At 72.6% G+C, this 21,675-nt stretch carries 19 protein-coding genes and 1 pseudogene; 8 read left to right on the top strand and 12 right to left on the bottom strand.

Annotation, left to right across the window (positions count from 1 at the left end; translation table 11 throughout):
• Positions 1-87: 87 nt before the first annotated feature.
• Both GR130_RS28045 and GR130_RS28040 read left to right on the top strand, forming a co-directional pair.
• Positions 88-1,446 carry an amino acid permease gene (locus GR130_RS28045; protein WP_159510268.1) on the top strand — a complete coding sequence of 453 codons (1,359 nt, stop codon included), beginning with the start codon at positions 88-90 and terminating at the stop codon, positions 1,444-1,446.
• 160 nt (positions 1,447-1,606) lie between these two features.
• Complete coding sequence (locus tag GR130_RS28040; RefSeq protein WP_159507286.1) at positions 1,607-2,020, top strand: nuclear transport factor 2 family protein; 414 nt, start codon at positions 1,607-1,609, stop codon at positions 2,018-2,020.
• Positions 2,021-2,074: 54 nt separating this feature from the next.
• On the opposite strand, the gene GR130_RS28035 is transcribed toward GR130_RS28040, so the two are convergent.
• The gene (locus GR130_RS28035; protein ID WP_159507285.1) at positions 2,075-2,884 is read right to left on the bottom strand and encodes a helix-turn-helix domain-containing protein; all 810 of its coding nucleotides are present in this window, start codon (positions 2,882-2,884) and stop codon (positions 2,075-2,077) included.
• Positions 2,885-3,010: 126 nt separating this feature from the next.
• On the opposite strand from GR130_RS28035, the gene GR130_RS28030 reads away from it, so the two are divergent.
• Positions 3,011-3,322 carry a 4a-hydroxytetrahydrobiopterin dehydratase gene (locus tag GR130_RS28030; protein WP_159507284.1) on the top strand — a complete coding sequence of 104 codons (312 nt, stop codon included), beginning with the start codon at positions 3,011-3,013 and terminating at the stop codon, positions 3,320-3,322.
• A gap of 12 nt (positions 3,323-3,334) precedes the next feature.
• Here GR130_RS28030 and GR130_RS28025 read toward each other — a convergent pair whose 3' ends face one another.
• A complete protein-coding gene (locus GR130_RS28025; protein ID WP_426799060.1) occupies positions 3,335-4,321 on the bottom strand; it encodes a YihY/virulence factor BrkB family protein in 987 nt (328 codons plus the stop codon).
• Positions 4,322-4,410: 89 nt separating this feature from the next.
• On the bottom strand, positions 4,411-5,454 hold the full coding sequence (locus tag GR130_RS28020; RefSeq protein WP_159507283.1) for a DUF1266 domain-containing protein: 1,044 nt from the start codon (positions 5,452-5,454) through the stop codon (positions 4,411-4,413).
• A 130-nt stretch (positions 5,455-5,584) separates the two neighbouring features.
• Between GR130_RS28020 and GR130_RS28015 the strand changes: the two genes are divergently transcribed.
• Positions 5,585-6,502 carry a class I SAM-dependent methyltransferase gene (locus GR130_RS28015; RefSeq protein ID WP_159507282.1) on the top strand — a complete coding sequence of 306 codons (918 nt, stop codon included), beginning with the start codon at positions 5,585-5,587 and terminating at the stop codon, positions 6,500-6,502.
• 143 nt (positions 6,503-6,645) lie between these two features.
• Here GR130_RS28015 and GR130_RS28010 read toward each other — a convergent pair whose 3' ends face one another.
• The 4 genes from GR130_RS28010 to GR130_RS27995 form a co-directional block, all read right to left on the bottom strand.
• The gene (locus GR130_RS28010) at positions 6,646-7,437 is read right to left on the bottom strand and encodes a VOC family protein (protein WP_159507281.1); all 792 of its coding nucleotides are present in this window, start codon (positions 7,435-7,437) and stop codon (positions 6,646-6,648) included.
• 156 nt (positions 7,438-7,593) lie between these two features.
• Complete coding sequence (locus GR130_RS28005; protein ID WP_159507280.1) at positions 7,594-8,427, bottom strand: aldo/keto reductase; 834 nt, start codon at positions 8,425-8,427, stop codon at positions 7,594-7,596.
• 155 nt (positions 8,428-8,582) lie between these two features.
• Complete coding sequence (locus tag GR130_RS28000; RefSeq protein WP_201305021.1) at positions 8,583-10,409, bottom strand: AMP-dependent synthetase/ligase; 1,827 nt, start codon at positions 10,407-10,409, stop codon at positions 8,583-8,585.
• Between the two features lie 321 nt (positions 10,410-10,730).
• On the bottom strand, positions 10,731-11,606 hold the full coding sequence (locus GR130_RS27995) for a LysR family transcriptional regulator (protein ID WP_159507279.1): 876 nt from the start codon (positions 11,604-11,606) through the stop codon (positions 10,731-10,733).
• A 160-nt stretch (positions 11,607-11,766) separates the two neighbouring features.
• On the opposite strand from GR130_RS27995, the gene GR130_RS40995 reads away from it, so the two are divergent.
• Positions 11,767-12,924: a bile acid:sodium symporter family protein gene (locus GR130_RS40995; protein WP_159507278.1), complete on the top strand. Its 1,158-nt coding sequence runs from the start codon at positions 11,767-11,769 to the stop codon at positions 12,922-12,924.
• Here the strand turns inward: GR130_RS40995 and GR130_RS27985 are convergent.
• Both GR130_RS27985 and GR130_RS27980 read right to left on the bottom strand, forming a co-directional pair.
• Positions 12,816-14,756 (bottom strand): annotated as a pseudogene (locus tag GR130_RS27985) (exo-alpha-sialidase); the annotation flags it as partial. The gene GR130_RS40995 and the pseudogene GR130_RS27985 sit on opposite strands and share 109 nt — an antisense overlap.
• Positions 14,757-14,972: 216 nt before the next feature.
• Entirely contained in the window at positions 14,973-15,914 is a 942-nt protein-coding gene (locus tag GR130_RS27980) for a quinone oxidoreductase family protein (RefSeq protein ID WP_159507276.1), read from the bottom strand.
• Positions 15,915-16,062: 148 nt separating this feature from the next.
• On the opposite strand from GR130_RS27980, the gene GR130_RS27975 reads away from it, so the two are divergent.
• Positions 16,063-16,506: a MarR family winged helix-turn-helix transcriptional regulator gene (locus tag GR130_RS27975; protein ID WP_159507275.1), complete on the top strand. Its 444-nt coding sequence runs from the start codon at positions 16,063-16,065 to the stop codon at positions 16,504-16,506.
• A 14-nt stretch (positions 16,507-16,520) separates the two neighbouring features.
• On the opposite strand, the gene fdhD is transcribed toward GR130_RS27975, so the two are convergent.
• Positions 16,521-17,375, bottom strand: coding sequence for a formate dehydrogenase accessory sulfurtransferase FdhD (gene fdhD / locus GR130_RS27970; protein WP_159510265.1), 855 nt, complete (start codon positions 17,373-17,375; stop codon positions 16,521-16,523).
• Positions 17,376-17,653: 278 nt separating this feature from the next.
• Here fdhD and GR130_RS27965 point away from each other — a divergent pair, with 278 nt between their 5' ends.
• Positions 17,654-18,337, top strand: coding sequence for a GntR family transcriptional regulator (locus GR130_RS27965; protein WP_159507274.1), 684 nt, complete (start codon positions 17,654-17,656; stop codon positions 18,335-18,337).
• 145 nt (positions 18,338-18,482) lie between these two features.
• Positions 18,483-18,851, top strand: coding sequence for a chorismate mutase (locus GR130_RS27960; RefSeq protein ID WP_159507273.1), 369 nt, complete (start codon positions 18,483-18,485; stop codon positions 18,849-18,851).
• A 110-nt stretch (positions 18,852-18,961) separates the two neighbouring features.
• Here the strand turns inward: GR130_RS27960 and GR130_RS27955 are convergent, their stop codons facing one another.
• On the bottom strand, positions 18,962-20,365 hold the full coding sequence (locus tag GR130_RS27955; RefSeq protein ID WP_159507272.1) for an OFA family MFS transporter: 1,404 nt from the start codon (positions 20,363-20,365) through the stop codon (positions 18,962-18,964).
• 69 nt (positions 20,366-20,434) lie between these two features.
• On the bottom strand, positions 20,435-21,664 hold the full coding sequence (gene frc, locus GR130_RS27950) for a formyl-CoA transferase (protein WP_159507271.1): 1,230 nt from the start codon (positions 21,662-21,664) through the stop codon (positions 20,435-20,437).
• Positions 21,665-21,675: the final 11 nt, after the last annotated feature.

The following is a 21,675-nucleotide window of genomic DNA, read 5'->3' as shown; positions in this document are numbered from 1 at the left end:
GTAGAGGTCACCCCTACCGCCTCTGACCTGGACGTTCCACCGAACCGTCCGTTCCGGTTGAACCTGGTCACCGCCACCGCCCTGGTGATGGGCAACATCATCGGCGGCGGCATCTTCCTGCTGCCGGCCTCGGTAGCGCCCTTCGGGACCATCAGCCTGGTCGCCTTCGGCGTCCTCACGCTCGGCGCGATCTGCCTCGCGCTGGTCTTCGGGCGGCTCGCGCAGCGCCATCCGGACACCGGCGGCCCCTACGTCTACGCGCGCGAGGCGTTCGGCGACTTCGCCGGGTTCCTCTCCGCCTGGTCGTACTGGACCATGACCTGGGTCAGCAACGCGGCGCTGGCGGTGGCCGCCGTCGGCTATGTGCACGTCCTCTTCCCGGGGCACGCGTCCAAGGGCGTCGATCTCGCGGTGGCCCTGGGCGCGCTGTGGCTGCCGGCGCTCGCCAACTTCGCGGGCACCCGCTACGTCGGCGCGGTCCAACTGGTCTCCACCGTCCTCAAGTTCGTTCCGCTGCTGTTCATCGCGATCGTCGGGATGTTCTTCTTCGACCCGCACAAGCTCGGGTCGTTCCACGAGGGCGGCGGCAGCACCCTCGGCGGGCTGTCCGCGGCGGCGGCGATCCTCCTCTACAGCTACGTCGGCGTGGAGTCCGCCGCGATGAGCGCCGGCGAGGTCCGCGACCCGGAGCGCAACGTCGGCCGGGCCACCGTCCTCGGCACCATCGGTGCCGCCGTGGTCTACCTGCTCGGCACCCTCGCGGTCTTCGGCACCGTCTCCCACGACAAGCTGGTGAAGTCCCAGGCGCCGTTCTCGGACGCGGTGGACGCGATGTTCGGCGGCCACTGGGGCGGTACGGTCATCGCCGCGGCGGCCGTGATCTCCATCGTCGGCGCGCTCAACGGCTGGACCCTGATGAGCGCCCAGTCCCCGTACGCCGCCGCCAAGGACGGCCTCTTCCCGGCCGCGTTCCTCAAGAAGCAGCGCGGGGTGCCCACCTTCGGCGTGCTGGCCGCCGCCGTGCTGGCCAGCGCCCTCACGGTGATCAACTACTTCCTCGGCACCGGCGGCGTCTTCGAGATCCTGGTGCTGATCACCACCTTCTCGGCCACCGTCCCCTACCTCCTGGCGGCCGGCGCCCAGATCTACTTCCTGCTCAGCGGCCGGCGCGACAAGGTCCGCCCCGGCCGCTTCGCCCGCGATCTGACGCTCGCGGTGCTCGCGTTCGGCTTCACCTTCTGGCTCGTCGCCGGGGCCGGCTACGCGGCGATCTACCAGGGCGTGCTGTTCCTCTTCGCCGGCATCCTGGTCTACGCGCTGATGGCCGCCCGGCGCTCGGACCGCGCGGAGCGCCGGGACGAGCCCGAGCACCCACAGGAGGCACGGGAGGCCGCGCCGTCCCTGGTGGGCGCCGCGGCGTCGAGCGGCAGCGGCCCGGACGCGTAGCCGCCGGCCGAGTCCCGGTGCGTACCGGGGGATTACTTCGCAGGTAATCGACCCTCCAGGGCGGCACCGGCAGAGTGAGGGCATCGGTTCACGGGCCGGCGCACTCCGGCCCGTGAAGCGATGCCGATACGTCTCTTCCGGATATCACCAGGAGTTCGCCATGTCGCAGCAGCAGCCGCAGCACGAGCAGCAGGGCACCGCCGGTCAGGGCGTCGACCACGCCGCCGCCGGCGCGCGGTACATCGAGGCGTGGAACGCCACTGAGGAGGGCGCGCGGGCCAAGGCGGTCGCCGCGGCGTTCACCGAGGACGCCACCTACACCGACCCGCTGGCCGACGTCGCGGGCCACGAGGGGCTGGCGGCGGCGATCGCCGGCGCGCACCAGCAGTTCCCGGGGTTCGTCTTCCGGCTGCTGGGGGCGGTGGACGGTCACCACGACATCGCGCGGTTCGGCTGGGAGCTGGTCGCGCCGGACGGGTCGGCGCCGGTCGCAGGGTTCGACGTGGTGCGGCTGGCGGAGGACGGCCGGATCCGCTCGGTGCTCGGATTCCTGGACCGCGTCCCGGCGATGTGAGGAGCCCGGCGCACGCGGCGTGACGTCAGGCGGGGGCGGCGGCCGCCGCTCGCGTCACGCCGGGTTCCGCAGGAAGGCGGCCGTTTCGGGGTCGGCGGGCAGGAGGGTCTCCACCGCCAGTTCCGAAACGGTCACATCCATCGGGGTGTTGAAGGTGGCGATCGTCGAGATGAAGGACAGCACCCGGCCGCCGTGCTCGATCACCATCGGCAGGGCGAAGGGCGGGTGCTCGCCGAACGCCGCGGTCTCCCGCCCGCCCGCGGGCAGCGGGTAGCCGCTCACCTCGTCGTACAGCTCGCGCAGCGGCGAGGACCGCAGCAGCGCCAACTGCCGCTCCATCTGGTCGAGAAGATGCCCGCGCCACTCCAGGAAGTTGCGGATCCGGGGGGCCAGGCCGCCGGGGTGGAGGGTGATCCGCATGGCGTTCAGCGGCGGTTCGAGCAGCGCCGGGTCGATGCCGTCGAGCAGCAGGGCCATGCCGTTGTTCGCCGCCTGCACGTGGTACGTCCCGTCCACCACCAGGGCGGGGTACGGCTCGTAGCCGGTCAGCATCCGTTCCAGGCCCGCCCGCAGCGCGGTCATCGACGGGTCGTCCAGCGGGGTCTCAGGGAAGCTCGGGGCGTAACCGGCCGCGATCAGCAGGGCGTTGCGCTCCCGTACGGGGACGTCGAGATGCTCGGCCAGCCGCAGCACCATCTCCTGGCTGGGCCGGGCGCGGCCGGTCTCGATGAAGCTGATGTGGCGGGCGGAGGAGTCGGCGCGCAGCGCCAGCTCCAGCTGGCTTATCCGGCGCCGGTCGCGCCATTCCCGCAAGAGGGTGCCCACACCCGTGGATTCCGGAGCGAGCGCGGTGGCAGTCGTCATGGGGGGAAGGTAGCCGACACCGTTGGTGTTACCGGAGGTAACACCAACGGTGTCGGCTACGGGCGTGACAGGCTGGAGGTGCCGCACCCGGAGGGCGGCACCGGCACACTGCGGGAGGCGAGTGCGATGGCAGCTCAGGTGGAACCGCTCAGTGACACGGAGATCCAGGACCGGCTCGCGAAGCTGCCCGGCTGGACCGTCGACGGCACCCTGCTGTGCCGGCGCTACCACTTCCGCGGCCACCTCCCGGCGGCCGTGATGGTGATGCACATCGCCCGGATCCAGGAGGAGTTGGGCCACCACGCGGATCTGACGCTGGGGTACAACCGGCTGGCCGTCGCGGTCAACACGCACAGCATCGGCGGCCGGATCACCGCGCTCGACTTCGGTCTGGCCCACCGGATCGAGGAGATCGCCGCGGCGCACGGCGCCGACTGACCGGCCCGGCCGTCAGCTCGGCGCGCGCGGCTTGATGATCCGGCCGGCGCGCGCCAGCTCCACGTTGAACTGGGCGCCGGACAGCAGCGACAGATTCGAGAACCACAGCCAGATCAGGAACACGACGGGTCCGGCGAGCGAACCGTAGAGCCGGTTGAAGGTGCCCACGTACGAGGCGTAGAACGCGAAACCCGCCGACGACACCAGCCACAGCAGCACCGCCAGCACCCCGCCCGGCCCCGCCCGCCGCACCCCGCGCGAATGCGGCGGCCCGGACCGGAACAGCACCATCGCCAGCACGGTCGCCAAGAGCAGCAGCAGCGGCCACTGGAGCACGTTCCAGGTCGTCTCGCCCGCCTCCCCGAGACCCAGCCCCCGGCCCAGTGCCGTCGCCACCGGACCGCTCACCAGCAGCGCCACCGCACTGCTGATCAGCAGCGCCATCAGCAGCAGCGCCGTCACGATGATCCGCGGCGCCTTCCGCCACGGCGGCCGGTCGTCCTTCGTGCGGTGCATGGCGTGCAGCGCCCGCCGGAACACCGCGAGATAGCTGCACGACGACCACAGCGCGCTGGCCAGCGCACCGCCGACCACCACCCACGCGGCCGTGCGCTGGTGCGCCATGACGACCAGCGCATGGCGGACCGTCGCGCCCGACTCGGCCGGCGCGATCGAACTGAGCCGGTTGATCAGCTGCTCGGTGCCCGCCGGATCGGCGAGCCCGATCAGCGAGATGGTGACGATCGCCGACGGCAGCAGCGCCAGCACCGAGTAGTACGTCAGGCTCGCCGCCCAGTCCGTCACATCGCCGTGCCACACGGACAGCGGCGTACGGCGCAGCGCGGTGCGGTACCGCTTCCAGGCGGGGCGGCGGGCCGGGCGCCCGGCGGCGGCCGGAGCCGGGGCCGGGGCCCCGGGCGGTGCGGCGTCGGCCGCCGGGGCCGGCTCCGCCGTCGTGGCCCACCGGCGCGCCCCGCCGCGCATACCGCTTCCGCCCATGTCGTTTCCGTCCTCTGTGCCGTACTGATCCTGCATCATCCCGGTTCCCCGCCGCCCCTGTCAGGCGAACGGTGCCGCGTACCGCCCCGTCAGGGGAACGGCAGAGAACGCCACGGCGAGGCCGGATCCTGGGTCAGCACCCGGTGGATGTGCGCCGCCTCGGTGTACGGCGGCCCGAACCAGCCGTTGTCGAACGCCAGCAGCCGGCCCAGCGCATAGCCCGCGGCGAACTCCTCCCAGGAGCCGTAGACCTCACGGGCGCGCGCGGCCACCCGCGTCACGGCCTGCTCGGCCTGCGGCGGTGCGCACAGCCGCGCGCCCAGACCCCACCGCACCAGGCCGACGGCGTGCACGAGGTCGAGCGCGGTCAGCGACACCACCCGGCCGCCGGCCGGCAGCAGCCCGTCCGCCCGGAACCGCTCCTCGTACCGCCCCACCAGTTCGGGCACCGCGGGCGCGTCCCCGGACGGGGCCTCGGCCTCCTCGGTACCGCCGTGCCGGGCGCGCAGCGCCGCCTCCGTGTCGGCCGGTACGAACTGCCCGCCGAGCAGCTGGTCGAAGCGCTGCTGCCAGCCGGCCGGGTCGGTCACCGACCACTGCTCGCGCAGCGTCTGCGCGTCCGCGGCGTAGTCCAGGAACGCGGTGCCCAGCTCGTTCCACGGGACGCTGTGGTGCACCGCGAGCGGCGCGCCGCAGGCCAGTCCCTGGGCGACCGGGCCGTGCTGCGGAGCGCCCTGGTGCGTGGCGAGCAGCCCGCCGGGCCGCACCCCGTACTGCGTCCGGACCCGCAGCCAGCCGGCCCGGTGGGCCGGTGTCGCCGCGAGGTACGCGGCGAACGGCGTGCCCGGGTTGACCGCCAGCCGCCACCGGTCGTTGGGCCAGTCCTGCGCCAGCTCCTCGACCGACACCCGGTCGAAAAACTGCTGTGGCTGCCAGGGCGGCAGCATGCCGCGCGTCAGTACGGGAATGCACTTACCGCCCGCCGCCGGGTCGTCGTAGACGGGGAGCGGGTCCTGACCCTGCTGCGGCACCGCCATATACAGATCCTCGCCGGCGATCGCCGCGACCTGTCCGTCCCAGTCACCACGCGCCGTCGCTTCGTACAGCCGCCGCTCGGTTTCCGTCGGCGGCATCCATCCCGGAGTACCCACAGGTCCCGACCCTACGGTGGTCCGCCGCCGGCCCGTAACCAGGGCCTTGGCGGGGACCTCCGGGCCGGACGGCGGTTTGCCCCGCAACGACCCGTAACGGAGGCTCGATGTCATGAGCAGTCACGACCGCCCCGTACCCGGGCACCCGCAGGACGGCGTCGCCATCGACTGGGCGCGGCTCGGCCCGCTCCTCGAACGGGGCGCCGCCCTCCAGACCCCGCTGTACGAGCAGGCGGCGGGGTGGCTGCGGGACCTGCTGGTCCCTGATGTCGCGTCAGGCACCGGTGCCGGGCAGGACACCGTCGGCCGGATCCTGGACGTCGGCAGCGGACCGGGCGTCGTCAGCTGCCTCCTGGCCGGCGCCTTCCCGGCCGCCGAAGTGTGCGCGGTGGACGCGAACGAGGCACTCCTGGAGCGTGCCCGGGACCGCGCCGCACGCCTCGGCCTCGGCGACCGGATCCACACCCACCTCGCCGAAGTCCCGTACGGCCTGGACGCACTCGGCGGCGCCGACGTCATCTGGTCGAGCCGGGCGCTGCACCACGTCGGCGACCAGCGCGGCGCGGTCGCCGCCCTCGCCGGCCACCTGCGGCCCGGTGGGCTGCTCGCCGTCTCCGAGGGCGGCCTGGCGCCGCGCTTCCTGCCGCGCGACATCGGCATCGGCCGGCCCGGACTCCTGTCGCGCCTGGACGCGGCGGCCGAGGACTGGTTCACCGAGATGCGCGCGGCGCTCCCCGGCACCGCCGGCGCCATCGAGGACTGGCCCGCCTTCCTGGCCGACGCCGGCCTGCGCACCCCCCGGACCCGAAGCTTCCTGCTGGACCTGCCGGCACCCCTCTCCGCCGACGCCCGCCACTACATCCAGGCCAATCTCACCCGCGCCATGGAGCTCTACGGCGACCAGCTGGATCCGGACGACCTGAGCACCCTCGCCCGTCTCGCGGACCCCTACGACCCCGCCGGCATCACCCGCCGCCCGGACGCCTTCCTGCTCGCCGCGCAGACGGTGCACACGGCGCGCGCACACTGACCGGCGCTCCGGTCCCGGTCAACTCCCGCTCACCCGGGCCGGTTTCGCGCACCGCAACCGGGAGTTCGCCGCCCACGGCGCCGCGTCGGTCTCCGGTGCGCCGGACCGCCCGCCGGTCACCCGGTCACGCCGTCCGGCGGCCGTCAGCCCTGTGCCATCGGCTTCGGGTGGATCACGGCGAAGACCGCGCCCTGCGGGTCGGCCACGACGGCCATCCGGCCGGCGATCATGTCGAAGGGCTCCATGATCGCGCTGCCGCCGGCCGCGGTCACCTTGGCGACCGCCGCGTCGGCGTCCGCCACCGCGAAGTACGTCAGCCAGTGCGACGGGGTGTCGGCGGGCAGATGCTCCGGCATCGGCTGCATACCGCCCACGGGGCGCCCGTTCACGTTCAGTGAGTAGTAGTGCGGGGCGCCTTCCATCTCGGCGGTCTCGATGCCGAGGGCGGCCTGGTAGAAGGCGGAGGCGGCGGAGCGGTCGCTGGTGTTGAGCTCGTTCCAGATCAGCGCGCCGCTCTCGTTGACCACGCCGGCGCCGGGGAAGTCGACCGGCTGCCAGACGCCGAAGACCGCGCCGGTGGGGTCGGCGGCGATGCACATCCGGCCGAGGGTCATCACGTCCATGACGGGCGTCAGCACGGCGCCGCCGGCGGACTCCACCGACCGCGCGGTGGCGTCCGCGTCGGCGGAGGACAGATACGTGGTCCAGACGGTCGGCGGCGCGGGCTGGTCGCCCATGGGGACCGCGGCCATGATGCCGGCGACCGGTTTCCCGTTCAGCAGGCACACGGCATAACCGCCGGTCTCCGCCGGGCCGATCTCGCCGGTCCAGCCGAGGACACCGGCGTAGAAGTCGATGGCGGCCTGCTGGTCCGGGGCCGCGAGGTCGACCCAGCAGGGTGTCCCGGGAGCGTAGGGAGTGGTGGCGTCGGGCATCGGTGCCTCCTCGGAGCGGAGTGGTGGCCGGCCAGTGGCAACCGGCCCGGACGGCCGGCCCGCTGGGAGCGCCCCCCTTTCCACACTTCCCGCCGCCCGGCGACCCCGCCACTCGGCGCCGTAGGGCATCGTCGGCCGTGCGGCGGCCTCAGGGCTTCACGCCATGTCGAACGTGGCCGGGTCCGGGCCGAGGCGGTTGCCCGAGTCCAGGCCGGCGACGGCTGCCAGGTCCGCGTCGTCCAGCGCGAACCCGAAGACGTCGAAGTTCTCCCGGATCCGCGACGGGGTGGCGGACTTGGGGATGACGATGTTGCCGACCTGGAGGTGCCAGCGCAGGACCACCTGGGCGGGGGTCCTGCCGTGCTTCTCGGCGATCTTGGCGATGGTCGGGTCGGCCAGGAGGCTCTTGCCCTGGCCGAGCGGCGACCAGGCCTCGGTGGCGATGCCGTGCTCGGCGTGGAACGCGCGGGACTCGGCCTGCTGGAGCTGCGGGTGCAGCTCGATCTGGTTGACGGCCGGGACGACCGAGGTCTCGCCCAGCAGCCGCTCCAGGTGGGCGGGCTGGAAGTTGGAGACGCCGATGGCCTTGGCGCGGCCGTCCGCGTAGATCTTCTCGAACGCCTTGTACGTGTCGACGTACGTGTCCCGGGCCGGGAGCGGCCAGTGGATCAGGTACAGGTCGACGTACTCCAGGCCGAGCTTGGCCAGTGAGGCGTCGAAGGCGCGGAGGGTGGAGTCGTAGCCCTGCTCCGAATTCCAGAGCTTGGTCGTGACGAAGAGCTCCTCGCGGGCGATGCCCGAGGCGGCGAGAGCCTTTCCGGTGCCCTCTTCGTTGCCGTAGATCGCCGCGGTGTCGATGCTGCGGTACCCGGCCTCCAGGGCGCGCCCGACGGCCGTGAACGCGTCGTCGTCGGGGATCTGCCAGACGCCGTAACCGAGCTGGGGCATCGCGAGGTCGTTGTTGAGCGTGATGGACGGAACCGTGCTCACGGGGGAATCGATCCTTACGTCGGCTTTCGTGTACTGCGGTCTCAACGATCATCCGTCCCCGGACATTCCCGCGCATGCCGACAAGCTCCGGAAATCCGGGTCATCCCGTAAGGGCCCCTCCCGGCGGCCGGCGGCCCCGCTCCGTGCCCCGCCCCTCACCCCCGGTACAGCGCGTCGACCTCCACCGAGTAGGCCGTCTCGATGGCCTTGCGCTTGAGCTTGAGGGACGGCGTCAGCAGGCCGTGCTCCTCGGTGAACTGGTTGGCCAGTATCCGGAACGTGCGGATCGACTCGGCCTGGGAGACCGAGGTGTTCGCGGCGACGACGGCGCGCCGGATCTCGGTCTCCAGATCCGGGTCGCGCACCAGGTCGCTCGCCGGCATCTCCGGCTTGCCGCGCATGGCCAGCCAGTGCGCGACCGCCTCGGGGTCCAGCGTCACCAGCGCGGCGATGAACGGCCGGTCGTTTCCGACGACGATGCACTGGGCGACCAGCGGATGCGCCCGTACGCGCTCCTCCAGGGACACCGGCGAGACCGACTTGCCGCCCGAGGTGACGAGGATTTCCTTCTTGCGGCCGGTGATCGTCAGATAGCCGTCCTCGTCCAGGGCGCCGAGGTCGCCGGTGGAGAACCAGCCGTCGTGCAGCACGGCGTCGGTCGCCTTGGGGTTGTTGTGGTAGCCCTGGAAGATCTGGCCTCCGTAGAGCCAGATCTCGCCGTCCTCGGCGATATGGACGGTGGTGCCGGGGACGGGCGTGCCGACGGTGCCGAAGCGGGTCCGCTCCGGCGGGTTCGCGGTGGCGGCGGCGGTGCTCTCCGTCAGGCCGTAGCCCTCGAAGATCCGTACGCCGGCGCCGGCGAAGAACAGCCCCAGCCGCCGCTCCATGGCCGAACCACCGGACATCGCGTGCCGCACCCGGCCGCCCATCGCCTCGCGGACCTTGCCGTAGACCAGCTTGTCGAAGATCTGGTGCTGCATCCGCAGCGAGGCGCCCGGACCGGAGCCGGTGCCGAACGCCTTGTGCTCCATCGCCGCCGCGTAGCGCACCGCGATGTCGACGGCCTTGTCGAACGGGCCGACCTTGCCGTCCGCCTCCGCCCGCCGCCGGGCCGCGGCGAAGACCTTCTCGAAGATGTACGGCACGGCCAGGATGAAGGTGGGGCGGAACGTCTGGAGGTCCGGGATCAGGGCGCGGGCGGCGAGTTCGGGCTGGTGGCCCAGCTTGACCCGGCCGCGGATCGCGGCGACCTGCACCATCCGCCCGAAGACGTGCGCCAGCGGCAGGAAGAGCAGGGTCGCGGCCTCGTCGCCGGGCTTCGAGCGGAAGACCTTGTCGTAGCGCAGCACGATGTTGTCGGCCTCGGCCATGAAGTTGGCGTGCGTGATGACGCAGCCCTTGGGGCGGCCGGTGGTGCCGGAGGTGTAGATGATCGTCGCGGTGGCTTCCGGGGTGACGGCCATCCGGTGGCGGTGCACCACCTCGTCGTCGATGTGCGCACCGGCCGCGGTCAGTTCGGCCACCGGATCGCGGTCCAGCTGCCAGAGCTTGCGCAGTTGGGGGAGTCGGTCGATGACCGAGCCGACGGTCATCGCGTGGTCCTCGTGCTCGACGAGCGCGGCCGAGACGTCGGCGTTGTGCAGCATCCAGAAGACCTGCTCGGCCGACGACGTCGGGTACAGCGGCACGGACTGGGCGCCGACGGACCACAGCGCGTAGTCGAAGAGCGTCCACTCGTAGCGCGTACGGGACATGATGCCGACCCGGTCGCCGAACCGGACGCCCTGCGCGAGCAGGCCCTTGGCCAGTGCCATGACCTCGTCCCGGAACTGTGCGGCGGTGACGATCTCCCACTGCCCCGCGGCGTCCTTACGCGCCAGAGCGGTCCGGTCGGGGTCGGATGCGGCATTGTCGTAGACGGAGTCGGCCAGCCCGCCGACCCGGGGCGCGGTCGCCAAAGGCGGGACGGTGAACTCGCGCAATTGCCCAGCTCCTCGTGGTGCTTCTCACAAGGCCGCGACCGTACCCCACGGCGGCGGCGGGCGGGAGTGCGGTACCACGTCGCGAACGCTCCGCCGCGGGAACCGGCCAAGCGGCGAAATTGGGTTACTTCGGGTAACCACGGACATTGTCCGGCTGTTTCGCCGCCGGACGATCACGCTGCCGGGACCGGATCTGCACCAAATCTCTGCACCCACCGCGGTGCTGGCGCGCCCCCTGAGAGGAGTGCGGCGCTCCGCCGGAGATCCGAAGGAGATCTTCGGGAGATCCGCGGAATATGCCACCGGCCCATCGGGCAGGCCCTACGGCAGCCCCTGGGGGAGGTGCAGCCGGTCGCCGCCCGCCAGGATCGCCTCGGCCAGGGCCTCCGCCGGACCGCGGGCGGCGCCGGCGCGCTGCCCGTGCAGCAGGACGAAGTCCACCCCGCCCAGCTCCGGCAGCCCCGCGCGCGGCGGTATCCGGACCAGGCCGGGCGGGAGCATCCCCAGGGAGTGCGCCATGACGCCCAGGCCCGCCCGGGTCGCCGCGATCAGTCCGTTCAGGCTGCCGCTGGTGCAGGTGATCCGCCACTCCCGGCCGTGGCGCTCCAGCGCCTCCAGCGCACGGGTCCGGGTCACCGCGGGTGGCGGGAAAACGACCAGCGGGACCGGCTGCTGCGGATCCAGCCGCAGCCGGTCGGTGCCCACCCACACCAGCCGGTCCCGCCACACCAGCCGCCCGCGCGACTCCTCCGGCCGGCGCTTGGCCAGTACGAGGTCCAGCCGACCGGCCGCCAGCAGCTCGTGCAGCGTGCCGGACAGCTCCACGGTCAGCTCCAGATCGACCTCGGGGTGGTCGCGCCGGAACCCTTCGAGCACCTCCGGCAGGCGCGTCAGCACGAAGTCCTCGGAGGCGCCGAAGCGGAGCCGCCCGCGCAGCCGGGTCCCGGCGAAGAAGCTCGTGGCCCGCTCGTTGGCCTCCAGAATGGTGCGCGCGAAGCCGAGCATCGCCTCGCCGTCCTCGGTGAGTTCCACGGCATGGGTATCCCGGGCGAACAGCCGCCGCCCGGCGGCCTCCTCCAGCTTCCGCACGTGCTGGCTCACCGTCGACTGCCGCAGCCCGAGTCGGTGCGCGGCCTGGGTGAAGCTCAGCGTCTGCGCCACGGCGAGGAAGGTGCGCAGCTGCGCGGGCTCGAACACGGGAACCTCCAGGGTCGGGCCGGACGGCGTGGGGCCCGCTCATCTCGATTCATGATGACAGTCACCACAGTAAGAGGGGTTCCCGATCGCCGCGGCGACCGGCAGTCTGGGGAGGGCACCGTCCCCGCCGCCCGAGAGCCGCCGACCCCGAAGAGAGACCATGCGCCGCCCTGTGTTCCGCCTCCCCTCCCGGCTCCCCGTGGACGGTTACATCCTGGCGCTGCTCGGGACCGTCGCCCTGGCGGCCCTGCTGCCCGCCCGCGGCCCCGCCGCCACCGTCGCCGACGGCGCCTCCACGGGCGCCGTCGCGCTGCTCTTCTTCCTCTACGGGGCGCGGCTCTCCACCCGGGAGGCGATGGACGGGCTGCGTCACTGGCGCCTCCATCTGACCACCCTGGCCTGCACCTTCGTGGTCTTCCCGGTGCTCGGCCTGGCCGCCCGCGGCCTGGTCCCGTACGTCCTGCCGCCGAACCTCTACACCGGCCTGCTGTTCCTGTGCCTGGTGCCGTCGACGGTCCAGTCGTCGATCGCGTTCACCTCCATAGCGCGCGGCAATGTGGCGGCGGCGATCTGCGCCGGGTCGTTCTCCAGCATCGTCGGGATCGTCGTCACGCCGCTGCTGGCCGCACTGGTGCTGCACGGCAACGGCGGCGGCTTCTCCGCGCACTCGCTCGTCTCGATCGTCTGCCAGCTGCTGCTGCCGTTCCTCGCGGGGCAGTTACTGCGGCGCTGGATGGCCGGGTTCCTCGTCCGCCGCAAGAAGGTCCTCGGTTTCGTGGACCGCGGTTCGATCCTGCTGGTCGTCTACGCCGCGTTCAGCGCCGGGATGGTCCAGGGCATCTGGCACCAGGTCTCCCCGCTGCGGCTGCTGTGCCTCCTGGGCGTGGAGGCGGTCCTGCTGGCGGCCATGCTGACCGTCACCTCGTACGGCTCGAAGCGGCTGGGCTTCCCGCGGGCGGACCGGATCGCGATCACCTTCGCCGGTTCGAAGAAGAGCCTGGCCGCCGGGCTCCCGATGGCCAGTGTCCTCTTCGGCGCCCAGGCCGGGCTGGCGGTGCTGCCGCTGATGCTGTTCCACCAGATGCAGTTGATGGTGTGCGCGGTGCTCGCGAAGCGGTATGCGGCAAGGGCGGATGCGGCAGATGCGGCGGAAGCGGAAGGGGGGGAGGCGCCGGACGCCGCCGGCGCCGGGCGGGGTCAGTCCGGTCCGCCCCCGGTCACCCGGTCCAGCGGGAGCCCGAGGACCAGCGGGCCGGCGACCGGGGCGTCGGTGCCCCGGACCCGGGAGAGCTCGGAGTCGGTCAGGGCCCGCCGGTAGACGCGTACCTCGGCGAGGGCGCCGGTGAACTGGGCGCGGCCGTCGGGCCGCTGGCCCAGGTGGACGCCGAAGACCGAGGTGCGGCTGACCGACCCGGGGACGTCGGTGGCGGTGGTGGTCGCGGTGCCGTCCACCGTGAGCAGCAGCCGGCCGCGGGTGCGGCGCAGCGCGAGGTGGTGCCAGCCCCCGTCGTTGTGGGCGCCGTCGGACGACACCTGGGCGGTGGCGGGGGGCCGGGCCCCGTCGACGGCCGTCAGACGGGCGGTGATCCGGCGGTGCGCGGGGTCGCCGACCACCGCGACCTGCGGGGAGGTGCCGCCCACCCCGCCCATCCACAGCAGCGGTTGCTCCCCGCGCGTGGCCCGGTAGCGGAACCACAGGGTGCAGGTGAAGTCGTCGCTGTCCAGGGGGAGCGAGGGGCGGAAGGGGAGGCGGACGGCGGCGTCCCTGCCGTCGAAGGACAGCGCGCGGCCGAACGGGCCGGTGGTGGGGCGGGCGCCGCCCAGGACCAGCGCCGGGCGGGCGCCGCGGGCGGTGTCGGGCGTGGTCGGGTCCGGGGCGCGGCGCGGCCCGAGCCAGTCCTCGGTGAAGCGGGCGAAGCGGATCTCGTCGCGGGCGTCGGCGGTGCCGCCCTCGTAGAGCAGGCCGGTGACGTGGGGGGAGATGGCGACCAGGTCCGAGTAGCCGGACCAGTCGGCGGTGACCCGGGCGCCGCGGTCGACGCCTTCCCAGGTGCGGCCCTCGTCGTAGGAGGACCGGATGGTCATGGTGCGCCGGCGGTCGGGGTCGGCGGGCGCGGCGAGCAGGGTGCGGCTGCGGCCCCCGGCGGCGGACGAGTGCGGCAGGAGCAGCGACGAGGCCTGCACCATCGGGGTGTAGAGGTCGGGGATGGCGCGGAACGGGGCCGTGAAGGAGTCGCCGCCGTCGCGACTGACCGCCGCGGTGCGGTTGCCCAGGTCGGTGCCGTCCTGCTCCCGCCCGTTGACATAGACGGAGCCGTCGGAGCGTTCCAGGAGGGTCATTTCGGAGGGCTTCTGGCGGAAGGTGCCGTCCGCGGCGATCGGCCAGGTGTCGACTGCGCCGATCCTCCAGGTGGCGCCCCCGTCGTCGCTGTGGATCAGGGCGGCGTGGTTGGCGGTTATCCGGTGGCCCGCGTAGCTCTCGGCGTTGACGCCGAACAGCAGGCGGCCCGCGTACCGGCCCCTGGTGAGCTGGATGCCGTGCACGGGCCCGGTGGCGTACCAGGAGTTCCACTGCCGGGGGCGGATGCGCGGGGTGAGGTCCCGGGGCGCGGACCAGGTGGTGCCGTCGTCGTCGCTGTACTGGAGGTGCGGGGTGCGGTCGCAGGGGACGTCGCAACTGAGGCCGTCGGTGCGGCCCTTGTTGTAGGTCTCGGCGATGACGACGCGGCCGGTGCGGCGGTCCACGATGGGCGTCGGGTTGCCGTGGGTGTCGCCGTTGCCGTGGTTGACGACCCGCAGCGGGCCCCAGGTCCGGCCGCCGTCGGTGGAGCGCTTGAGGACGAGGTCGATGTCGCCCGCGTCACCGCAGTCGTGCACCCGGCCCTCGGCGAACGCGAGGAGGGTGCCGCGGGGGGTCCGCACGACGGTGGGCACCCGGAAGCAGAAGTACCCCTTCTCCCGGGCCGCCTTGAAGAGGACCTGCTGGTCGAAGCCGCCCGAGGGGGCGTCCTGCGCGCCCTGGGCGGGGGCGGTCGCCAGGGCGGTGAGGGCGGTGGCGGTCAGCGCGGCGAGGGCGGCGAGGGGGGCCGGTGTGCGGTGGCGCCGGGGTCTGCTGCGGAGGCGGGGGTGTGCGCGGAGAACTGACGTCATGGTCCGGCCTGCCCTTCGAGGCATCGGGTCGGGTCATCAGGACATCCAACGTCCTATGTGCAGGTGCGACGGAAGCTACTGCCGCGTGCGGACCGCGACAAGGAGCCTGCGTCGGTTCTCCGCGCGGGGGCCGGAATTCACTCTCCCGGAACGGGAGCGATGCGCCGTGTGCGCCGCCCGGGGTGCGCGGGGGCGCGGCGGCGGGTACCGGACGGGTCACGGCCGGAGGACCACCTTGCCGAGATTGGCCCTGGCCTCGATGATCTCGTGCGCCTTCGCCGCCTCCGCCAGCGGCAGTTCGGCGTGCACCGCGGCCCGCAGCCGGCCGGATCCGGCCAGTTCCCACAGCTGCTCGCGGTGCTGTGCGTACAGCTGCCGATGGACGGTCGAGAAGCGCCGCATGGTCAGTCCGGTGATGGTCTTCGCACCCGCCAGCAGTTCGTACGCCGGGACCGTGCCGCCGCCGGAGTTGAAGAACACCAGCCGCCCGCCGGGCGCGAGCGCCGCCAGCGCGCGCGGCAGCAGGTCGCCGCCGACGCCGTCCAGCACGATGTCGGCCGGCTCGCCCCAGGAGTCCTGGTCGTAGGTCACCACCTCGTCGGCGCCCAGCCCGTACAGGAACTCCGCCTTGGCCGGGGAACCGACCGCGGCCACCACCCGCGGCACCCCCTGGAGCTTGGCGAGTTGGACGGCGAGGTGCCCGGTGGCGCTGGCCGCGCCGGTGATCAGTACGGACTCGCCGGCGGCCGGTGCGGCGGTGCTGAGCGCGGCGAGCGCGACATGCCCGCTGCGGACCAGCGCCACCGCCTGCACCGCGCTCGCGCCGTCGGGGATGCGGCTGGCCAGGAAGGCGGGCGCGAGGGCGAGTTCGCCGTACGAGCCGGTGAGGGTGAGCGAGGTGACGCGGTCGCCCACGGCGAAGCCGCTGACGTCCGGCCCGACCGCGATGACCGCTCCCGCGATCTCCCCGCCGAGCACCCCGGGCAGCGGCACCCCGCCACCCTTCCCGTCGCCGCGCACCTGCCGCACCGACGGCAGGGTGACGCCGATCGCCTCCGTGCGCACCAGGAGGTCGCCGGGGCCGGGTACCGGCTCCTCGGTCTCCTCCATGCGCAGGACCTCGGGGCCGCCGTAGGCATGGAATCGGACGCGGCGCATGGGCCGTCACCTCCACGGGAGTCGGTCGCACTCCGACCGGTTTCATTGGGTGCCCCAACGATAACCACAAACCATTGGGGCTGCCAATGGTTTTCGTTGGGAATCCCTATGTTGGTGCCTCCCATGAAATTCTCGGTACGGTGGCCCCATGGCCGACACCCCCTACGCCCCCAGCCGTATCCGCGCCCTCCCCAGCTGGCTGCTGGGCCGTGCCGCCGCCCGCGGCCACCGGCTCGTCGCCGAGGCGCTCGCCACCGAAGGCATGCGGATGATGCATCACGCCGTGCTGTCCGCGGTCGCCGAACTCGGCCCGGTCTCCCAGGCGGAGCTGGGCCGGACGGTGGGCATCGACCCCAAGGACATGGTCGCGATCGTCAACGACCTCCAGCGCGACGGGCTGGTCACCCGTACCCCCGACCCCAAGGACCGGCGGAAGAACGCCGTGGAGATCTCGGCGGAGGGGGAGCGGCGGCTGCGCCGTACGCAGCGGCTCGGCGACACGGCCAACGCCGAGCTGACCGCCGCGCTGAGCGAGGAGGAACGGGCGCAGCTGGTCGCGCTGCTGACCCGGATCGTATCCCCGGGGGAATGACCGGCCGGGCGGTCTCAGCCCGTGGTGGCCGCCGTCCCCAGGGCGAGCCGGTGCTCGCCCGCGTACACGTTCATAGAGGCGCCGCGCAGGAACCCGACCAGCGTCAGCCCGGTCTCGGCGGCCAGGTCGACGGCCAGCGACGATGGGGCGGAGACCGCGGCCAGGACGGGGATGCCGGCCATCACGGCCTTCTGCGCCAGCTCGAACGACGCCCGCCCGGAGACCATCAGCACACACGACGACAGCGGCAGCCGGCCGTCCTGGAGCGCCCGCCCGACGATCTTGTCCACCGCGTTGTGCCGCCCCACGTCCTCCCGTATGTCCAGCAGTTCGCCGTCCGCGGTGAACAGCGCGGCGGCATGCAGGCCCCCGGTCCGCTCGAAGACGCGCTGCGCGGCCCGCAGCCGGTCGGGCAGGGCCGCCAGCGTCGCCGGGTCGATACGGACCGGGTCGCCGGAGGGGGAGTCCAGCGGCCAGCGCGCGATGGTGCGGACCGCGTCCAGGCTGGCCTTGCCGCACAGACCGCAGGACGACGTCGTGTAGACGTTCCGCTCCAGCGTGATGTCCGGGAGGGGTACCCCCTCGGCCAGCCGGACGTCCACGACGTTGTAGGTGTTCCTACCGTCTTCCGTGGCCCCCGCGCAGTAGACGATGTTGGCCAGCTCGTCGGCGCGCGCGAGCACGCCCTCGCTGACGAGGAAGCCCGCGGCCAGTGCGAAGTCGTCGCCGGGGGTCCGCATGGTGATCGCCAGCGGCTTGCCGCCCAGGCGTATCTCCAGCGGCTCCTCGGTGACCAGGGTGTCCGGACGGGTGCTCACGGCACCGTCGCGGATGCGGATGACGCGGCGTCGCTCAGTGACCCGTCCCATGTCTGACCAGTCCCACTCGTCGGATTCGGTGCTGCTGTCGTGCGGGTGGCCGAAGCGACCCTTGATACGGAGGGTGCCGCGGGCCACCGGGTCGTCGTGCGCTGCGGCGACCTCGGCGATCTCATTGTCCTGCACCGGGAGCGTGCGGTGGCGGCCTGCTCCGCGGCGGGCAGGTGCCCGATCGGCTCGGCGGGAGGTGCGGCGGGCGGCTCGGACCGGGGGGCGCGGGCCGTGCTCAGTAGACTGTAGACGATAACCAATTGCGGAGGGGGACCTCGATGCTGTCCACAGGGCTACCGCAGGGAACCGTGCCGAAGCTCGAACGCCCCGGCCCGCTCCGCGAGCGCGTCTACGAGGCGCTGCTCGAACTCATCACCACCCGCGCGCTGCGACCCGGCCAGCACCTGGTCGAGAGCGAACTCGCGGGCCATCTCGGGGTCTCCCGGCAGCCGGTCCGCGAGGCGCTCCAGCGGCTGAACACCGACGGCTGGGTCGATCTGCGGCCCGCGCAGGGCGCCTTCGTCCACGAGCCCACCGAGGAGGAGGCCGACCAGCTGCTGACGGTCCGTACGCTGCTGGAGGCGGAGGCCGCCCGGCTCGCCGCGGCGCATGCGGACGCGTCCGGGGTCGCGGAGCTGGCGGGTCTGTGCGAGCGGGGCGAGCGCGCCGTCCGCGACGACGACGTGGATGCCGCGGTGGTGTGCAACGCGCAATTCCACGCCAAGGTCATGGAGTTGGCCGGCAACGCGGTGCTCGCGGAGCTGGCCGAACAGGTCGGTCGGCGGGTGCGCTGGTACTACACTCCGGTGGCCCGGCAGCGCGGCAAGCAGTCCTGGACCGAGCACCGCGAGCTGATCGCGGCGATCGCCGACGGCGACGAGGCGCGCGCCACCGCCGTGATGCGCGCGCACACCGAGCACACCCGGCGTACGTACCACGAGCGCAGGCGCGACGGCGCCTGACGCACGGGCCGGACGGCTTCCGCGCCCCGTCCGATCCGCGAGACCGGCACGAATCACTCGCCGCGGTCCGGGTAATGTGCAGACGATCACGCGGTACCGCATCGCGGACACAGCCCCACAACCGACCAGAGACGGCGAGACGCACATGAGCGAAGGGACAGCACCGGCGGTCGGCGACGCCACCTCCGTCGCCGACCAGGCGGCCCGCGAGCAGCTGCTCTACCTGCGCGGCAGCATCGACAACCTCGACGCGGCGCTGGTGCACCTGCTCGCCGAACGCTTCAAGTGCACCCAGCAGGTCGGCGAGCTCAAGGCCCGGCACAGCCTGCCGCCCGCCGACCCGGCCCGCGAGGCCGCCCAGATCGAACGCCTCCGCCGCCTGGCCGAGGACGCCCGCCTCGACCCCGCCTTCGCCGAGAAGTTCCTCAACTTCATCATCGACGAGGTCGTCCGCCACCACCGCGCCATCGCCGACCGCACCAACGGGGAAGAGACCGCGCACGACGCGGTCTGAAGGGTCTCGGTCTGAGGGGTCTCGGTCTGAGGGGTCTCGCAGGGCCGGGCGCCCCGCCGGGAGTCCTCCCGGTGCCGGGCGCCCGGCCCGACGCGTTCCCGGGTCGCCGTTCAGATCGTCTCCCGGCCGATCGGGCGGGGATCGGGCGTGACGTCGCGGACGCCGGTGCCTCCCGGCGGGTGGAGCAGGAGGGCGAAGACCGCCGCCACCATGGAGACGCCGCCGGCCAGGGCGTAGGCGCCGTCGTAGCCCCAGGCGGTGACGACCAGGGAGCCGAGGCCGCCGCCGAACAGGCCGCTGACGAGCTTTCCGCTGTAGACCAGGCCGTAGGTGGTGGCGTTGTGGTTCTCGCCGAAGTAGTCGGGGGTCAGGGCCGCGAAGAGCGGGTAGAAGGCGCCGCCCCCGAAGCCGGAGAGAAAGGCGAAGGCCAGGAACAGCCCTTCGCTGTGGATGTCACCGGCCCAGATCACGCCGAACTGCGCCAGGCCCAGGGCGACGATGACGAACACCAGCGTGGACTTCCGGCCCCAGAGGTCCGAGAGCCAGCCGACCACGGCCCGTCCGACGCCGTTGACGACGGACATCAGGCCCATGGACGAGGCCGCCACCAGCGGGCCGAATCCCACCTCCCTGGCGAAGTCCACCTGGAAGGAGATCCCGAAGACGGAGACGCCGGCGGTCAGGACGACGCTGACCCATATCAACGGAAGCATTCCGCTGCGGACGGCCTCGCCGGGCGTGAACTGCCGTGCCGCCGGCGGGTTCTTGACCGGGCCCGCCGCGCTTCTCGCGTTGCCGCCGCAGTGCGGCGGGTCGATGTCCGGGGGCCACCAGTTCTTCGGCGGGTCCTTGAAGAACCAGGCGCAGCCCGCCACGACGATCAGCACATAGACCCCGATGAGGTCCAGCACCTCGTGGAAGTCGCCGGTGTCGAAGGCGTAGTTGAAGAGGAAGATGAACGGCAGCGCGCCGTAGGCGAATCCGCCGTTGACGAATCCGGTCCGGGCGCCCCGGCGCTCCGGAAACCACTTTCCCACCATGTTGATGCAGGTGGCGTAGACGAGTCCGGAGCCGATCCCGCCGAGGACGCCGAAGCCGCAGATCACCGGCAGGACGCCGCCCAGATGCGAGAGGGCGACGAAGCCGAGCAGGCTCAGGGCCGCACCGAGGAACATCGCCCGCCGGGCGGTGAGGACTCCGCGCTCCCGCAGCCAGCCCGCCGGAAAGGCGATCCCGGCCTGGAAGAACACCCAGACGCTCAGGACCCAGAAGGCATCACCCTGTGCCCAGTGGTGGGCGTGCGAGAGGGTGTCCTCGGCGGATCCGTAGGCGTACTCGGACACGCTGATGGCCATCATCGCGAGCCACGGCAGATACACCATCAGTTTCCGGGAGCGGCCGCCGAGCAGTTCGCGGTCGGTCTCGCCGACCCGGTAGACCCGGCCCCTGCCGTCGGTGATCTCCCGGTAGTTGAGGCTGCCGCCTGGTGTGCCGTCCGGCGCGAGGTCGGTCACGTCGTTCCCCTCGGATTCCCCTTGGATCGAAAGAACCCGGTCAGCGCGCCCCCGGTGCCCGAAGCCCCATCAGATCACCCCGCTCGCCCTCAGCAGTCGCAGCTCCTCGTCGTCCAGCCCCAGCTCGCCCCCGTAGACCTCTTCGTTGTGCTCGCCCAGCAGCGGGGAACGGCTGATCTCGACGGGGGAGTCGGACAGTTTCAGCGGTGAGCCGACGGTGGTGAACGGGCCGCGCTCGGGGTGCTCGACCCGGACGACCATCTCGTCGGCGGCCAGCGAGGCGTCCTCGACGATCTCCTTGGTCGACAGGATCGGCCCGCAGGGGATGCCGTGCGCGTTCAGCCGCTCCAGCACCTCCCACTTGGGCAGGGTGCCGCTCCACTCCTCGATCAGCTGGAACATCTTCGCCAGCCGGGGCAGCCGGGCCTGCGGCGTCGCCCAGTCCGGGTCCTCGGCCAGCTCGGGCCGCCCGATCAGCTCGGTGAGCGGTCGCCAGCCGACCGGCTGCACGATCACGTAGACGTAGTCGTTGGGCCCGCCCGGTGCGCACCGCACCGCCCACCCCGGCTGCCCGCCGCCGCTGGCATTGCCGCTGCGCGGCACCTCGTCGCCGAAGCTGTCGTTCGGGTACTCCGTCAACGGCCCGTGTTCCAGGCGCTGTTGGTCGCGGATCTTGACGCGGCAGAGGTTGAGCACGGCATGCTGCATGGCGACCCTGACCCGCTGTCCGCGGCCGGTCGAGGTCCGCTGGTAGAGCGCGGCGAGGATCCCGGCCACGCAGTGCACACCGGTCCCCGAGTCGCCGATCTGCGCCCCGGTCGCCAGCGGCGGCCCGTCCGCGAAGCCGGTGGTGGCCATCGAACCGCCCATCGCCTGGGCCACCACCTCGTACGCCTTGAAGTCGGTGTACGGGCCCTCGCCGAAGCCCTTGATGCTGGCGTAGACGATCCGCGGGTTGATCTCCCGGATCCGTTCCCAGGTGAAGCCCATGCGGTCCACCGCGCCCGGACCGAAGTTCTCCACGAGGACGTCGCTGCGGCGGATCAGCTCGGTCAGCAGCTCCTTGCCGCGGGCGGTCCTGGTGTCGAGGGTGATGCTGCGCTTGTTGCAGTTGAGCATCGTGAAGTAGAGGGAGTCCACGTCCGGGATGTCGCGCAGCTGGCCGCGCGTGATGTCACCGGTGGTGGCCTCCAGCTTGACGACGTCCGCACCGAGCCAGGCGAGCAACTGCGTTGCGGACGGCCCGGACTGAACATGCGTCATGTCGAGGACGCGAATACCGTCGAGGGCCTTGGTCACGACGGGCTCCC

This window comes from Streptomyces sp. GS7 (assembly GCF_009834125.1).
GTDB lineage: Bacteria > Actinomycetota > Actinomycetes > Streptomycetales > Streptomycetaceae > Streptomyces.
The sequence above is the reverse complement of the archived record's forward strand: the minus strand, read 5'-3'. Positions and strand labels throughout refer to the sequence as shown.